Here is a 16,516-nt window from a genome sequence, read left to right as displayed (position 1 = left end):
CCTCCTTAAAAACCGACCGCCCGCTCGCGACCCGTTTTGAATTCCATGCTATGTGCTACTCATTCAGGTCCCGGTCATGAATCTTGTTTCAAATATGCTTTGCCGCCTTGTTCAATATGAACCATCAAAATGGAGATGTCAGCAGGATTGACGCCGGAGATGCGGGACGCCTGGCCCAAGGAAAGCGGGCGCACTTTCTCCAGCTTCTCGCGCGCTTCCGAGGAAATACCAGCAATCTTGCTATAATCGACCCAAGCCGGAATCCGCTTCTCATCCATTCGTTTCATCTTCTCCACTTGTTGCAACGCTTTTTTGATATATCCTTCATACTTCAATTGGATCTCCACTTGTTCTTCCACATCGGCCGGCAGCGGCTCCGGTGGCGGCGACATCTGCGCAATCTCCTTATACCCCAGCTCCGGACGCTTGATCAACGTCGCCAGCTCAACGGCATTATTGATTTCCGTCGTTCCCATGGAAACCAAAATGGATTGCACTTCAGGCGTCGGACGCACTTTCGTTTCACGCAATCGCTCGATTTCCCGGGCAATTGCTTGTCGTTTGCTGTTGAAGCGGGCATAGCGCTCCTCGCTGATCAGCCCGATTTCATAGCCGATGTCGGTCAATCGCAAATCAGCGTTGTCATGGCGAAGCAGCAAGCGATATTCGGCACGGGACGTGAGCAAGCGGTACGGCTCATTGGTTCCTTTGGTCACCAAATCATCAATCAGCACACCGATATACGCCTGGGAACGATCAAGGATCACCGGCTCTTTGCCTTGCACTTTACGTGCGGCGTTGATTCCGGCCATAATCCCTTGCGCCGCCGCTTCTTCATATCCCGACGTGCCATTCAATTGGCCAGCGGTGAACAGATTTTCCACCCGTTTGGTTTCCAGCGAAGGCCACAATTGCGTAGGGACGATGGAATCATACTCAATCGCATACCCCGTACGCATCATCTCTACTTTTTCCATCCCTTCAATCGTGCGCAGGATCGACAATTGAACATCTTCCGGCAAACTGGTGGAGAGCCCTTGCACGTACATCTCCATCGTCTCCCTGCCCTCCGGCTCGATAAAGATCTGATGCCGCCCTTTGTCAGCGAAGCGCACGATCTTATCTTCAATCGACGGGCAATAGCGCGGTCCCGTTCCTTCAATCACACCTGAATACATGGGCGCCCGATGCAAATTGTCACGGATAAATTGGTGCGTGCGCTCATTGGTGTGAGTCAACCAACAAGGAAGCTGGTCGGTGATGAACTCGGTCGTCTCATATGAGAAAGCCCGCGGCTCCTTATCCCCCGGTTGCTCCTCCATCTTGCTCGTATCAATGGTGTTTTTGTTCACGCGCGGAGGCGTTCCCGTTTTGAAGCGCACCATGTCAAACCCTAGTTCCAACAGATGATGCGCCAACTCAACTGCAGGCTGTTGATTGTTGGGGCCACTTTCATAAGAAAGATCCCCGATAATGACTTTCCCCCGCAGATACGTGCCAGTAGTCAACACGACCGCTTTGGCGAAATACTTCGCACCGGTACGGGTTACTACCCCATGGCACACACCATTGTCCACGATCAGTCGCTCCACCAGCCCTTGATGCACTGTCAGATTGGGCGTCGTTTCCAAGGTTTTCTTCATTTCACGCTGGTACAACACCTTGTCCGCCTGCGCCCGCAACGCGTACACAGCAGGGCCTTTACCCGTGTTCAACATGCGCATTTGGATATGGGTCTTATCAATCACCTTTCCCATTTCCCCACCTAACGCATCGATTTCCCGCACCACATGCCCTTTCGCTGGCCCCCCGATGGACGGATTGCAAGGCATGTACGCAATCGTATCCAGGCTGATTGTCAACAACAAGGTGGAACACCCCATGCGGGCGGCAGCCAAAGCGGATTCGCATCCGGCATGGCCCGCTCCCACCACGACCACATCATAATGCCCAGCATCATAGGTCGTCATCTTTGTCACCCCATTCTCTATTTTCCTAAGCAGAACTGCGAAAATATTTGATCGATCAAATCCTCCGCCACAGCATCCCCAATCACTTCGCCCAAGTATTGCCAAGCGTTCTTCAGGTCAATCTCCACCATATCCAGCGGCATCCCCGCTTCGATTCCCTGAATCACTTCATCCACGCTTTCCTTGGCTTGGTTTAGCAAGTGGATGTGCCGCGCGTTGCTCACATACGTTCCCTCTCCCATGTCCATCTTGCCCAAGTGGAAGAGTTGGGAAATCGCCTCTTCCAAATCTTCGATGCCCCGCTCTTCTTTCAACGAGGTGGTGATCAGCGGCTTGTCGCCGATCAGTTGCTTGACCTCCTCCAAATCCAATTGGCCCGGCAAATCCATTTTATTGACAATTACCACTGCCGTATGGCGCCCAATCAGCTCCAACAGCCGCCGATCCTCCTCGGCAAGCGGTTCAGCAAAGTTAAGTACCAGCAACACCAGATCAGCTTGTTGCAATGCTTGACGCGAACGTTCTACCCCGATCTTCTCCACCACATCCTCCGTCTCGCGAATGCCGGCAGTGTCCAATAAACGCAAAGGAATCCCCCGCACATTCACATACTCTTCGATGACGTCGCGGGTGGTGCCCGGTATATCCGTCACAATGGCCTTATTCTCTTGAGTCAGTGCATTCATCAACGAAGATTTCCCCACATTGGGGCGCCCGATGATCGCCGTTTGAATCCCTTCGCGATAGATTTTTCCCTGTTTGGCGGTGGAGAGCAATTTCTCGATTTGGCTAGATATGTAGCGGCATCGCTCCTCCAAAAATTGAGAGGTCATCTCTTCCGCATCATACTCGGGATAATCGACATTCACTGCTAAATGAGCCAACGTCTCCAGAATTTCGCTACGCAGTTTGTTGATCAACCGGGAAAGCCGCCCTTCCGCCTGAGACAGGGCAATTTTGGCCGCCCGATCCGTCTTGGACCGGATCAGGTCGATCACCGCCTCCGCTTGCGAAAGGTCGATCCGGCCATTCAAAAAGGCGCGTTTTGTAAATTCACCCGGTTCAGCCAACCGGGCGCCAGCCGCAAATAACGCTTCCAACGTTTTTTGCACAGGAACCATCCCGCCGTGGCAACTCACTTCCACCACATCTTCGCGGGTGAAGGTGCGCGGTGCACGCATCACCGTCACCAACACTTCATCTATCCGTTCCTCTGTCCGCGGATGCACGACATGCCCATAATGCACCGTATGCGTCTCCACTTCAGCCAATTTCTTTTTCCCTTTATAGAGTTGGTCGACAATCGACACCGCCTCGGGACCACTCACCCGTATGACGGCGATCCCTCCCTCGCCTGCCGGTGTCGCGACCGCTGCGATTGTATCCGTCTCCATTGTGTCACCTCTAAGATTTTCCTAATAGTTAATCTTAGCATAGCCTGAAACGGCAAGCAAAACAGATTAGTAAACAAAAAAACTCCCCGATTTGGGGAGAGACGAACTTTCGTAAACAGTGGCGTGAGCCCAATTATTGCGCTTTTCGTTTTACACGACGTCATGAGTGGAAAGCAGCTCTTTTATCGACAAAGCCCTCCGCGATTCAGCTTTGGCTGTTCCACTCAATGACCACGCGGCGCTCAGGTTCGACGCCGACGCTCCGCGTGTCGATGCCCGCATGATTCTGGGCGATCAGATGCACCAGTTTCCGCTCATGCGCAGGCATCGGTGAAAGCTCCACAGATCCTTTTTTCGCTTGTGCTTCCGCCACCGCCTTTTCGGTGACGCCCACCAAGAGGTCCAAACGGCGTTTCCGATACCCGCCAGCATCCAATTGGAACCAAACCGGGGTTTCCGCCCCCCGGTTGGCCACCGTATGCGTCAACAATTGCAAAGCCTCGATCGTTTGGCCCCTGCGTCCAATGAGCGGCCCCAGCTCTTTCCCGACCAACTCCAACACCACGGCATCCTGCTCGTCGAGTGGTGTGTGGACATGTACTTTCGCCTCCACTCCGAGCTTGGCGACCAACTCCGTCAGGAAGCGCACCCCTTTTTGGACGGGATCCTCTACAAGCGTGACTTCTACCACGGCTTGGCGCCGACCGATGATACCAAGCAATCCTTTATTCGGTTCAGACAGCACACGATAGGAAACCTGGTCGCGAGAAGTCCGTAATTGGGCGCAGGCCTGGTCGAGCGCCTCTTCGATTGTTTCTGCTTCGACGGTCACTTTCGTCAACGAGCAGTCCCCTCCGATACATTGCCCTTCACTTTTTTCTTATTGAAGAAGATCAAATACTGGAGAATCGTGAAAATGTTCCCATACACCCAGTACAGGGAGAGTGCCGACGGAAACTGATACGCCAATAAAAAGATCATGATCGGCATGATCCAGAGCATCACCTTGGTTTGTGGGTTATCCGCTGCACCGGTAGCGATAAATTGCAAATACGTAGTAAACGCCGCCAACAGAGGCAAAATATAATAAGGGTCTGGTTGTCCCAATTCAAGATAGAGGAAATCAGATGTGAAGATATGCTCATTTCCCATGATCGCTTGGTAGAACGCGAACAAAATAGGGATTTGGATCAGCATGGGAAAACAACCCGCCATAGGATTGATATTGTGCTTTTGGAACAGCTTCATTGTCTCTTCCTGCAACTTCTGCTGGTTGTTTTTATATTTCTCTCTGATTTTTACGATGTGCGGTTGCAATTCTTGCATCGCTTTAGAGCTTTGTTGCTGTTTCCATGTAAGCGGGAACACGATCAAGCGCACAAGGAATGTGACTACCAAGATCGACCAGCCATAGTTGCCGAGCAACATCTTAAACCAGTCCAACAGCTCAGACATGGGAATGACTAAGAACTTCTGCCACAAACTTGGATTTTCGTGATTAATCTTATATTGTTGTTGGTTTGGCGTACAGCCAGTCAGCATGACAACAGCCATCACAAACAGCATCAGGATGGCGATGCTACGCTTATGTTTCAACACGGGAGTGCCCCCCTCATCTCTTCCATATTTATTATTGGCCCGTCCGTTTCTCCGTCCGCTTCACGGATTTCTCTGGTACATAATCAAATCCGCCAGGATGAAAGGGATGACATTTGAGCAACCTTTTCAATGTGAGCCACCCCCCCACGATAACACCGTGGCGCTGAATCGCGGTCAGTGCATACTCGGAGCAGGTAGGCACAAAACGGCAGGTAGGCTGCGGCTTCAAAGGTGAGATGAACCGACGATAAAATGTTATTAGGCCTAGGGCGAACGCTTTCATCCCAATCTCCTCTTTATTTTGAAAGTGGATGCGGCGGCTTCTTCGCAAAGGCTTTTCCTTTGTTCAGCACATGGTAAAGGCTTGACCTCACTTGATGGTAATCCATGTCCTTGGCGGGGTTGCGGGCGATAACCACGAAGTCGGTGTGCGGCTGCAAATGGGAAATCCAAGCCCGCATCGCTTCTTTGATCAACCGCTTCACTCGGTTGCGCACTACTGCGTTTCCCACTTTTTTGCTGACGGAAACACCGATGCGCGGAAGCCCTTCATCCTTGCGTGCGTACATCACAACGACAAATTGGCGGTTCGCCACCGAATGTCCCGCTCGAAAAACCCTTGTAAAATCGTTTCGCCTCTTTAGACGATATTCCTGTTGCAAAGAGACGGCTCCTTCCCAAACAAAAGTACCGATCAATCACCATTATAGAGCAAAAGCGGGCGAATTAAACAGAGGGGATATAAGAAGATAGGAAAAAAGGCCACATCAGTGAGTGGCCAATTAAGCGGATAATACTTTTCTTCCTTTTCTTCTGCGGCGCGCCAATACCTTGCGGCCATTTTTGGTTGCCATGCGAGCACGGAAACCATGGACATTCTTGCGCTTGCGCTTGCTTGGTTGATAAGTGCGTTTCATATAGACGACCTGGTCTTATCAGCCCACTATCTGGTGAAGCAACCATGTTGGTAACCAGATAGGGAATCCATCAACCAGGAACCCTCCCTTCTGTAACTTACTTGGATTACATACCGATGGGCAATCTCTCTCATTATAGCTAGGTGAACTGTGCCCTGTCAAGGAACGGGATTTGTGCACAAGCAGTTATCCACATGTGGATATAGGGTTTTCTATCCACGCGTTATCCCGACATTATCCTCCATCTGTCCACAACATCCACACCTGTTAATAACTGTTGACGCAATCCCTTGTGGATTGTGGATAACTTATTATTTTTCATTGTAAATACTGGTATCTTTTGATATTCTTATTTTGTTTTCTTGTGGATAATTGTCGTTTGATGGTTCTTTATCCACACAATGTGGATAAGTCGATTTGTCTCTTTCCACAGCCTGTGAAAAAAAATATCCACAGCCTGTGAGTTGTGTTGATAACTGCCTCAAACGCTTATGAATACAGGGGAAAACCTGTGCATAAATGGTTTCATAAATCTGTTTCAGTTTGGACACGTCTCTGTCCATATTTTGTCAATAAACTGTCGCAAAGGAGGGGTTCAAGTGGCTCACATACAGGAATTATGGGCAAGAACACTTGAAGCTATACAAGACAAGATCAGCAAGCCCAGTTTCGAAACCTGGCTGAAGGCGACGGAAGCCGTCGATTTGGAGGCGGATATCCTCATTGTGTCTGCTCCGAACGATTTTGCGCGCGATTGGCTGGAGTCCCGGTATGCCGACCTCGTGCGGGACACCTTACGCGAAGTAACCGGCTCGTCACTCGGAGTGAAATTTGTCAGCCACACCGCCGAAAAAAACGACGATCAAGACGAGGCTCCGGCGCAACGCGTTCCAGAAACGCCAGAAGAAGAAGCTCCGGCCAAGTCACAACTGAATCCGCGCTATACGTTTGACACCTTCGTGATCGGGTCCGGCAACCGCTTCGCCCATGCCGCTTCCTTGGCGGTGGCGGAAGCACCTGCCAAAGCTTACAACCCGCTCTTCATCTATGGGGGCGTCGGCCTGGGAAAAACCCACTTGATGCACGCCATCGGCCATTATGTGCTGGGACACTCCACATCGAGCCGTGTCGTCTACATCTCGTCCGAAAAATTCACCAATGAATTTATCAATTCGATCCGGGACAATAAGACAATCCAATTTCGAAACAAATACCGCTCCGTGGATATCTTGTTAATAGACGATATTCAATTTCTAGCGGGAAAAGAACAGACGCAGGAAGAATTCTTTCACACGTTCAACGCCCTGCATGAAGCCAACAAACAAATCATCATTTCCAGCGACCGTCCTCCCAAAGAGATCCCCACGCTGGAAGACAGGCTGCGTTCCCGATTCGAATGGGGCTTGATCACCGACGTGCAGCCGCCTGATCTGGAAACCCGGATCGCGATATTGCGAAAGAAGGCGATAGCTGATAATTTAGATGTTCCGAGCGAAGTTCTCGCCTTTATCGCCGACCGCGTCGACACCAACATTCGCGAGCTGGAAGGGGCGCTCATCCGGGTCGTCGCTTACTCTGCGCTGATGAACCAGCCAGTTTCGCCGGAGTTGGCAGCCGAAGCGTTGAAAGACATCATGCCGCATTCGCGCCCCAAGGTAATCAGCATCCAGGACATCCAGCAGGAAGTGTGCAATTACTACCGGTTGCGTGTGGAGGAGTTAAAAAGCAAGAAGCGAACCAAGTCGGTCGCTTTTCCGCGCCAAATCGCCATGTACCTCTGCCGTGAATTGACAGACCACTCTCTGCCCAAGATCGGGGAAGATTTCGGCGGACGCGACCACACCACAGTGATTCACGCCCATGAGAAGATCAGCCGCGTCCTAACTCAAGACCCACAGCTGGAACAGGCGATCAACGAGTTGACAAGCCGCATCAAACGCAGATCATAACCCTAGCAACCCGCTTGAGGGAATTATTCTTCTTATATAGAAATCCCGATGTCGATTTTTTTGTCTAACTTGTGAACGGCGTTTTTCTCTTTCTATTTTTAAGTGGAAGTCTTCACTTTTTGCACAGCCCTGTGAATGATGTGGACAACTAGGGACAGCCTATGCACACTTTTTCCACACCCGTGTATAGGCTGTTCATCTAGGTTTAACCCACTTATACACATTATCCACAGGCCCTAGTACTATTACTGCTGTTTTTAAAAAAAGATATATATGAAACAGGCACCTTGTTGATGACTCAATCCCCTTTCCTTTTATATTTTGTTTTTACATACAAGGAGGATGAATGATGAAGTTCCGTGTGGCCAAAACAGCTCTGGTTGATGCCGTATCGCAAGTATCCAAAGCGGTATCTTCCAAGACAACCATTCCTATCTTGACTGGGATGAAAATTCAAGCCGATGAAGAGGGACTCGCTCTGACGGGGAGTAATTCCGATATCACCATTCAAGTACGTGTACCCAAGAAGAAAGATGATTTAGAACAAGTATTTGTGGAAAAAATGGGTAGTGTCGTTCTGCCCGGGCGGATTTTTGCCGATTTGGTGCGCAAACTCCCTGGTGATCAAGTAGAATGGCTGGTCAATGAGAAATTCCAAGCAACGATTCGCTCCGAAACAGCCGAATTTCATTTGAACGGATTTGATCCAGTAGAATATCCGCGGTTGCCACACTTATCCACAGACCAGATGTTTAGCATTTCTGCAGACACGTTGAAGTCCTTGATCCGCCAAACCGGTTTTGCGGTGGCAACCAATGAAGCGCGTGGGGTGTTGACAGGTGTGCTGTTTCAATTGGAGCGGGGAGTTCTCACCTGTGTGGCAACAGATAGCCACCGCTTGTCCAAGCAGCAGGCTAGCGTGGAGGGCTCCGAGGATATCTCGCTCAGCAATGTGATCGTTCCTGGCAAAAGCTTGTCAGAGCTTGCTAAAACATTGGCCGATTACACTGGGGTTGTGGATATCATCGTCGCCGAAAACCAACTGCTTGCCAAAACAGATGGATTGGAATTTTACTCCAGATTGTTGGAAGGGATGTATCCGGACACCAATCGTGTCATTCCGCAAAATGGGGAGACGGAATTGATCTCTTCCACCAAAGAATTGTTACAATCCGTTGATCGTGCGTCGCTTATTAGTCGGGATGGACGGGATAATGTGATAAAATGGACGTTAAGAGACGGAAAAGTAGAAGTTAATTCCGCCGCTCAAGATATCGGAAGCGTTACGGAAGAAGTGGTCGCGAAAGTGAATGGACCAGAGCTGAGCATCTCTTTCAATGCGAGGTATATGATGGAGGCCCTCCGTTCGATTGAAAGCGACGAGATTCGCATCCAATTCACCGGACCGATGACGCCGTTTCTCATCCTGCCCACTGCCCGCGAGGATTCTTTGCACTTGATCGTCCCCATTCGCACCCGATGACGGGCATAGGAGGGTTTGCCATTTTGAAAAAAATTCACATAGAAGGCTCTTATATTACACTGGGCCAATTGCTTAAAATGTTAGATATGATTGACAGTGGAGGACAGGCCAAGCACTTCCTCATGGATGTTGAAGTGAAAGTGAACGGTGAAGTGGAAACGAGAAGGGGAAGAAAGCTTTATCCACAAGATATTGTGGCAGTGGATGGTTTTGGTTCGGTGCAAGTGGTTCAAGACTAAGGGAGGAACCCCGCTTGCGTGTAGAAAGCTTGGAATGCAAACATTATCGTAATTTAAGTGATGTCTCTCTTTCCTGTCCGGAAGAGCTTCATCTCTTTGTGGGCCCCAACGCCCAAGGGAAGACCAATCTGCTTGAATCGTTGTATTGTTTGGCGTTGGGGAAATCCCACCGTTCCCGTTCACACAAGGATCTCATCCAGTTTGGCCAAAATCATGCAAACATCAAAGCGAGCGTAAAAAGAGGACAGCAGGGCGTGCGCCTCGAAGTAAAACTTTCCGAAAAAGGGAAAAAAGTGATTCGAAACGGCATCGAACAGCGAAAGCTGAGCCAATACATCGGCACGTTGCCCGCTGTCCTTTTTGCTCCAGAAGATCTCGCTATCGTCAAAGGAAGCCCGCAAATCCGGCGGCGCTTTTTAGATATGGAGATCGGGCAAGTCAGCCCCACTTATGTGCACAACCTGACCCAACTGAACAAACTGTTGACGCAGCGCAATAGCTTGTTGAAGCAGTTGGCGCAAAAAAGAAACGCTCAGTTTTCGTTGCTGGAGGTGTTGGATGAACAGTTTATCCACATCTCCGTTCAATTGTGGAAAAAACGCTTTCAGTTCCTCGCCTCTTTGCAAGAATGGGCCAAAGAGATCCACCGCGCGATCACCCGCCAGCAAGAAGAACTCCTGGTGGAGTACCGCTCTTCCTTGCCGATATCCGCTTTGCAAGATGAACAAGAATGGGGTAACCTACTGAAACAGGAATTGGAACAGAAGAGGGATAAAGAACTGATGCGCGGCAGCACGCTGGTCGGACCGCATCGGGATGACCTTTATTTGTCTGTAAACGGATTAAATTTGCATTTGTACGGCTCTCAAGGACAGCAGCGCACCGCCGCCTTGTCCCTGAAATTGGCTGAAATTGAACTCATCCGCCAAGAAACGGGCTATTATCCAATTTTATTATTAGATGATGTGTTGTCAGAGCTTGATGATTCACGCAAAACGCATTTGCTTGAGGCGATTCGCGGGAAAGTGCAAACATTTGTCACCACGACCGGCTTGGAGGGGATTGACCCCGAAACGATTGCGCGGGCCCGCATTTATCAGGTGCGGCAAGGGAGCATCACAGAACTGGGGGGATAAGGTGTTTATTCACCTGGGAGGCAGTCGCATGATATGCATTCGGGAGGTGGTGGCCATCTTGGATGCAGGCGCGACGGAACAAGCGCCCAATGAGGCGCATTTTGTACAATTAGCCAAAAAAGCGGGGAGGCTGGAACACATTTCCCCAGATGAGGTCAAGTCCTACGTGATTACCAAAGATCGCGTGTTCGCTTCGCCCATCTCATCAACCACCTTGAAAAAAAGGGCGGATCAGAGCCAGAAGCCGTGGAAATGACCTGTGGTTGGATTTCAAGTAGTTCTGGATAAGGAAGCAGGTGACCAAACGTGTCCGTAAATAAAACCAATTATGATGAAACACAGATTCAGGTACTTGAAGGTTTAGAAGCTGTTCGGAGACGTCCCGGGATGTACATCGGTTCGACATCAAGCCGCGGATTGCACCACTTGGTGTGGGAAGTAGTGGACAACAGCATTGACGAGGCGCTGGCTGGTCGTTGCGATACGATCCAAGTGATCGTCAACGAAGATAACAGCGTGACCGTCATTGACAACGGAAGCGGTATTCCGGTCGGGATTCATCCCAAAATGGGCCGCCCGGCTGTAGAAGTGGTGTTGACCGTATTGCATGCCGGTGGGAAATTCGACGGGGAAGGGTACAAGTTCTCCGGCGGGTTGCACGGGGTAGGCGTATCTGTCGTTAACGCCCTGTCCGAATGGTTGCAAGTTGAAGTAAAGCGGGAAGGCAAAATCCATCGCCAGTCATATCGGCGTGGGGTGCCGGAACATGACTTGCAAGTCGTCGGCGAAACGGAAGAAACAGGGACAACGGTGACATTTAAACCGGACCCCACCATATTTACCGAGACGACGGTTTATGATTTTGAGACGCTACAGTCCCGGCTTAGAGAATTAGCGTTTTTAAACCGGGGCATCAAAATTGTGTTGGAGGATAAACGCGGTGAAGGGAAACACGTCGTCTTCCAATATGAAGGCGGCATTCAATCCTATGTTGAACACTTGAACCGCAATCGGGAAGTGTTGCACGAACCGCCGATTTATATTTCAGGCGAGAAAGAGTCGATTCAAGCGGAGATCGCTATGCAATACAATGATTCTTTCTCCTCCAACATCTACTCTTACGCCAACAATATTCACACCCATGAAGGTGGAACGCACGAGGCCGGCTTCAAATCGGCGTTGACACGGGTTATCAACGATTATGCCCGACGTAACAACTTGCTGAAAGATAACGACAGCAACTTGACTGGTGATGACGTGCGCGAAGGCTTGACCGCGATCATCAGTGTCAAGATTTCTGACCCACAGTTCGAAGGACAGACCAAAACCAAATTGGGCAACAGTGAGGCCAGATCGGCGACGGAGCAACTGTTTACCGAACACTTCCAAACCTACCTGGAGGAGAATCCAGCGGTGGCGAAGAAAGTGATCGGCAAAGCGGTCATGGCTGCACGGGCACGGGAAGCGGCCCGGAAAGCGCGCGAGTTGACCCGCCGGAAGAATGCCCTTGAAGTAAGCTCATTGCCCGGGAAATTGGCTGACTGTACCTCGCGGAACGCCGCTGAAAGCGAATTGTTCATTGTGGAGGGGGACTCTGCGGGAGGAACGGCCAAACAAGGGCGCGACCGGATGTTCCAAGCGATTTTGCCCCTGAGGGGGAAGGTGCTCAACGTAGAGAAGGCTCGGCTTGACAAGGCCTTGTCCAACGAAGAGATCCGCACCATTATCACCGCTTTGGGAACGGGTATCGGCGACGACTTCAATATCGAAAAAGCGCGCTATCATAAAATCGTCATCATGACGGACGCCGATGTCGACGGGGCGCACATCCGTACCCTTTTGTTGACATTCTTCTACCGCTACATGCGCCCGTTAATCGAACACGGCTACGTGTACATCGCACAGCCGCCTTTATATAAAATCACGCAAGGCAAAACGATTCGTTACGCGTATAATGACCGGATGAAAGAAGAAATTCTCAAGGAAATTGAAGGAAAGAACGGGAAAATCGAAATCCAGCGGTACAAAGGGTTGGGCGAGATGAACGCAACCCAGCTGTGGGAAACGACGATGGATCCGGAATCAAGAACATTGTTGCAAGTGTCCCTCCAAGATGCGATCGATTCGGATTCGGTATTTGAGATGCTGATGGGCGACCGGGTTGAACCGCGGCGCGAGTTCATCCAGGAATACGCGAATCAGGCGAATCTCGATGTATAGAGCAGTGGGTAAGTAACGGGGAGATGAAAAGATGGCAGATATGCAAAGGATACAGAAAATAAATATCAGCCAGGAAATGAAAACTTCTTTCCTGGATTATGCGATGAGCGTCATTGTCAGCCGTGCTCTTCCCGATGTGCGTGACGGGTTAAAGCCTGTGCATCGGCGAATTCTTTACACGCTGTATGAGTTGGGAATGACCCCTGACAAACCGTACAAAAAATCGTCCCGTGTCACCGGTAACGTGACTGCGCAGTACCACCCTCACGGAGATGTGGCGGTGTATGATGCGATGGTGCGGATGGCTCAGGACTTTTCCTACCGTTATCCGCTCGTTGACGGACATGGGAACTTCGGGTCGATCGATGGCGACCCCCCGGCGGCCATGCGTTACACCGAGGCCAGAATGGCCCCGATCACCATGGAAATGCTACGGGACATTCAGAAGGACACCATTGATTTCGGGCCCAACTATGACGGGCAGCAAGAAGAGCCGCTTGTGTTGCCGGCGCGTTTCCCCAACTTGATTGTGAACGGAGCATCGGGGATCGCCGTGGGGATGGCAACCAATATTCCTCCCCATAACCTGCGGGAAGTGATTGACGGGATTTTGCTGCTCCTAGAAAATCCGGAAGCCACCGTGGACGACTTGATGAAGATCATCAAAGGTCCTGACTTCCCGACCGGGGGCATCATCCTTGGTTATGATGGCATAAGAAAGGCATACCGCACGGGTCGCGGTAGCATTCAGATCCGGGCTAAAACGCGCATTGAAGAAGCGGGCAACGGCAAGATGCGGATCATTATTGAAGAACTGCCGTATCAAGTCAACAAAGCTAAACTGGTTGAGAAAATCGCCGATTTGGTGCGCGACAAAAAAATTGAGGGCATCACCGATTTGCGCGATGAGTCGGACCGCAATGGTATGCGCGTGGTGGTGGAATTACGCCGTGACGTTAATCCGCGGGTGGTTCTCAACAATCTCTTTAAGCATACCAGCTTACAAACGAGCTTCGGCGTAAACACCCTGGCTCTCGTCGATGGCCAGCCGCGAGTGCTCAATCTGAAAGAAGTATTGCATTACTACATTTTGCATCAGGTTGAAGTTATTCGCAGACGCACGCAATTCGAACTCAACAAGGCGGAAGAGCGGGCCCACATCCTGGAAGGGTTGCGGATTGCGCTTGACCAGATCGATGAGGTCATCGCCCTGATCCGGTCGTCCGCCAATACGGCTGAGGCTCGCACCGGCCTGATGGAATCGTTTGGCTTGAGCGAGAAGCAAGCGCAAGCGATCTTGGATATGCGTTTGCACCGGTTGACTGGTTTGGAACGTGAAAAAATCGAAAGCGAATACCAAGAGTTGCAGAAGCTGATCGCGGAGTTGAAGGCCATCTTGGCCGATGAAGGCAAAATCCGTGGGGTTCTGCGCAAAGAAATCATCGAAATCAAGGAAACTTATGGAGATGAGCGTCGCACCATGATCAAGGTGGACGTGGACAACATCGAGGAAGAGGATCTCATTCCGGAAGATGAAGTGGCAATCATGATGACCCATCGGGGATACATCAAGCGGATGCCGCTTTCCACCTACCGGGCTCAGCGCCGCGGTGGCAAAGGGATCACCGGCATGGGGACACGTGATGACGACTTTGTCCAACACATCTTTGTCACCCATTCCCATAATCATCTGCTTTTCTTTTCCAACAAAGGGAAAGTGTATCGCTTGAAAGCTTACGAAGTGCCTGAATTAGGACGGACAGCCAAAGGAACGGCGATCATCAACCTGATCCAAATCGATCAGGATGAGCGGATTCAAGCGATCATTCCGGTAAAAGAATTCGCCGCCAACCAATATCTCTTCTTCGGCACCGCAGAAGGGGTGGTCAAGAAGACCGCTCTCAGCGAATTTGAAAACATTCGCCGCAACGGCTTGTTCGCGATCAATCTGCGCGACGGCGACGAATTGATTGGTGTCCGTTTGACTGACGGGAATCAGGAAGTCATCATGGGAACCAAAGGCGGTATGTCTATCCGTTTCCCTGAGATGGAAGTGCGGGAAATGGGACGTTCCGCCACCGGGGTGAAAGGGATCACCTTGGGTGAGGACGACCGGGTCATTGATATGGATATCGTCATCCCGGACAAAAACGTGATGATCGTTACTCGCAACGGCTATGGTAAGCGCACACCGATGGAAGAATACCGTGTGCAATCCCGCGGTGGTAAAGGTATTAAAACACTCAGCTTGACAGAGAAAAAAGGGGATGTCATCGGACACAAAGTGGTTTCCGACGATGAGGATCTCATGATTGTCACCCAGTCCGGCATTGTGATTCGCCTCAATGTGAACGAGATTTCTATCATGGGTCGCTATGCGCAAGGCGTGAGACTGATTAAGCTGGACGATGATGAAGTGGCGGCGGTGGCTAAAGTGAACACCGATGATGATGAAGGTGAGTTGGAAGCCGCCTCTGCGCCGACCGAAGAGTGAGCGGGGTGTGATCCCTCACTCGACACGTAAGACGGATTTCTCCCCGGTGAAGATAGCTAGCATCAGCTGCGGGAATTTCCGTGGTACTAAATCAAGCAATTCATTGATGAGGATTTGCTCAGCATGTTGGTTGTCCAACATGATTTCTCCCCATAGCGGCGGATCATACCGACACAACATGCTAAGAGAAAACAGCAACATCAGGTGAGCTAAAAGCTCTGGGATCGGAGCGATAGGGCGGCCATTTCCTAACCACAGGTAATGGTCGCCCTTTTTGTCTTCATAAAACCAAGGGTGCTGGAAATTTAACCAGACGGATTCCGCGGTACAAAGGTCGGTGGAGCTTGGGTCAATCGTCATCCGCAATGTCAGATGACCGGCAGCTTTGCCGAATTCCACTGCGTAAAAGGCGATGGAGCCCACGCGGTTCAATTTGTCCGCAAGGCGCTCCGCAGAGCAATGAAAGTAATCCTGCACCCGTTCGGGGATGTGTAGGAGGATGTCATCGTCAGAACGCGAAAAAAACACAGGGATTAAGCTTTCCTGTTCAAAAAGGAGCCGATAGGCCGGTTGCAATTCCGCAATAAAACCAAACAGGTCTTTGGCCGTATAACTTTCACCCGTTTGTGCAGGGAGATGAAGTGCTTCCGCGACGAGGGGAAACAACCCTTCTCGTTGAATCCGGATGTCATCTTCAACAAAGCGAAAGCCGTTCCGCTTTCTTTTGCGGGTGGACAGTCCATGACGTAAAACCGTGGCGTTTTGGGGGTAATCGGGCAGGCGGGTCAAAAGCCACGCTTTGAACATGCTCATCATGCCATAATAAAGCAGGATGGGGCGAGCCCAAGGCTGGTTACTACGGCCGCTATCTTGGATCAGGGCAACGGCCTGTTTCATGTATGAGGTGAAGGCAGGCACATTGCGGTAGGCCAAATGGTCGGGATGCTCTGCCTGGGCGCGGGAATAAACGTCCATCAGATAGCGGCGAGCCGTTTCTTCGTTTTGGAAGGGCATGAATGCTGCCCACAACCAACGGTCGGGATTTTCAGTGCGGATGAGTTTGATTGACTGAATGTCCATGTGCGTGTCACCTCCCTATCCATGGGGCTTTAGCT

The 16,516-nt window shown here is 50.8% G+C and carries 15 protein-coding genes; 7 read left to right on the top strand and 8 right to left on the bottom strand.

Features of this window, described 5'->3' with window-relative positions; all coding sequences use genetic code 11:
- Positions 1-74: 74 nt before the first annotated feature.
- The 7 genes from mnmG to rpmH all read right to left on the bottom strand — a co-directional run bounded on the left by mnmG (position 75) and on the right by rpmH (position 5,880).
- Entirely contained in the window at positions 75-1,970 is a 1,896-nt protein-coding gene (gene mnmG, locus QQZ12_RS11180; RefSeq protein ID WP_284724448.1) for a tRNA uridine-5-carboxymethylaminomethyl(34) synthesis enzyme MnmG, read from the bottom strand.
- A gap of 17 nt (positions 1,971-1,987) precedes the next feature.
- Positions 1,988-3,364 (bottom strand): tRNA uridine-5-carboxymethylaminomethyl(34) synthesis GTPase MnmE, encoded by a 1,377-nt coding sequence (gene mnmE / locus QQZ12_RS11175; RefSeq protein ID WP_102993719.1) that lies wholly within the window; start codon positions 3,362-3,364, stop codon positions 1,988-1,990.
- A 205-nt stretch (positions 3,365-3,569) separates the two neighbouring features.
- Complete coding sequence (gene jag, locus QQZ12_RS11170; protein WP_223248129.1) at positions 3,570-4,196, bottom strand: RNA-binding cell elongation regulator Jag/EloR; 627 nt, start codon at positions 4,194-4,196, stop codon at positions 3,570-3,572.
- Between the two features lie 5 nt (positions 4,197-4,201).
- Positions 4,202-4,918: a YidC/Oxa1 family membrane protein insertase gene (locus QQZ12_RS11165; protein ID WP_431606309.1), complete on the bottom strand. Its 717-nt coding sequence runs from the start codon at positions 4,916-4,918 to the stop codon at positions 4,202-4,204.
- 76 nt (positions 4,919-4,994) lie between these two features.
- The gene (yidD, locus tag QQZ12_RS11160) at positions 4,995-5,246 is read right to left on the bottom strand and encodes a membrane protein insertion efficiency factor YidD (RefSeq protein ID WP_102993721.1); all 252 of its coding nucleotides are present in this window, start codon (positions 5,244-5,246) and stop codon (positions 4,995-4,997) included.
- A 13-nt stretch (positions 5,247-5,259) separates the two neighbouring features.
- Positions 5,260-5,625 carry a ribonuclease P protein component gene (gene rnpA, locus QQZ12_RS11155; protein ID WP_102993722.1) on the bottom strand — a complete coding sequence of 122 codons (366 nt, stop codon included), beginning with the start codon at positions 5,623-5,625 and terminating at the stop codon, positions 5,260-5,262.
- Positions 5,626-5,745: 120 nt separating this feature from the next.
- Positions 5,746-5,880: a 50S ribosomal protein L34 gene (gene rpmH / locus QQZ12_RS11150; protein WP_083464932.1), complete on the bottom strand. Its 135-nt coding sequence runs from the start codon at positions 5,878-5,880 to the stop codon at positions 5,746-5,748.
- A 599-nt stretch (positions 5,881-6,479) separates the two neighbouring features.
- Here rpmH and dnaA point away from each other — a divergent pair.
- The 7 genes from dnaA to gyrA all read left to right on the top strand — a co-directional run bounded on the left by dnaA (position 6,480) and on the right by gyrA (position 15,401).
- A complete protein-coding gene (gene dnaA, locus QQZ12_RS11145) occupies positions 6,480-7,829 on the top strand; it encodes a chromosomal replication initiator protein DnaA (RefSeq protein ID WP_029071952.1) in 1,350 nt (449 codons plus the stop codon).
- 349 nt (positions 7,830-8,178) lie between these two features.
- On the top strand, positions 8,179-9,312 hold the full coding sequence (gene dnaN, locus QQZ12_RS11140; protein WP_102991123.1) for a DNA polymerase III subunit beta: 1,134 nt from the start codon (positions 8,179-8,181) through the stop codon (positions 9,310-9,312).
- Positions 9,313-9,335: 23 nt separating this feature from the next.
- Positions 9,336-9,551 (top strand): S4 domain-containing protein YaaA, encoded by a 216-nt coding sequence (yaaA, locus tag QQZ12_RS11135; protein ID WP_022737277.1) that lies wholly within the window; start codon positions 9,336-9,338, stop codon positions 9,549-9,551.
- A 14-nt stretch (positions 9,552-9,565) separates the two neighbouring features.
- Complete coding sequence (gene recF, locus QQZ12_RS11130) at positions 9,566-10,687, top strand: DNA replication/repair protein RecF (protein WP_106341849.1); 1,122 nt, start codon at positions 9,566-9,568, stop codon at positions 10,685-10,687.
- Position 10,688: 1 nt separating this feature from the next.
- Complete coding sequence (gene remB, locus QQZ12_RS11125) at positions 10,689-10,943, top strand: extracellular matrix regulator RemB (RefSeq protein ID WP_102991126.1); 255 nt, start codon at positions 10,689-10,691, stop codon at positions 10,941-10,943.
- 50 nt (positions 10,944-10,993) lie between these two features.
- Positions 10,994-12,907 (top strand): DNA topoisomerase (ATP-hydrolyzing) subunit B, encoded by a 1,914-nt coding sequence (gyrB, locus tag QQZ12_RS11120; RefSeq protein ID WP_102991127.1) that lies wholly within the window; start codon positions 10,994-10,996, stop codon positions 12,905-12,907.
- Between the two features lie 31 nt (positions 12,908-12,938).
- Positions 12,939-15,401: a DNA gyrase subunit A gene (gyrA, locus tag QQZ12_RS11115; RefSeq protein WP_102991128.1), complete on the top strand. Its 2,463-nt coding sequence runs from the start codon at positions 12,939-12,941 to the stop codon at positions 15,399-15,401.
- Between the two features lie 15 nt (positions 15,402-15,416).
- Here the strand turns inward: gyrA and QQZ12_RS11110 are convergent, their stop codons facing one another.
- Positions 15,417-16,481, bottom strand: a complete 1,065-nt coding sequence (locus tag QQZ12_RS11110) for a YaaC family protein (protein WP_284724447.1) — start codon at positions 16,479-16,481, stop codon at positions 15,417-15,419.
- Positions 16,482-16,516 lie beyond the last annotated feature (35 nt).

Origin of the sequence: Laceyella tengchongensis, from assembly GCF_900182735.1 — a bacterium.
Taxonomy (GTDB): domain Bacteria; phylum Bacillota; class Bacilli; order Thermoactinomycetales; family Thermoactinomycetaceae; genus Laceyella; species Laceyella tengchongensis.
Note: the sequence above shows the minus strand (reverse complement) of the source record. Positions and strands in the feature narration are given on the sequence as shown.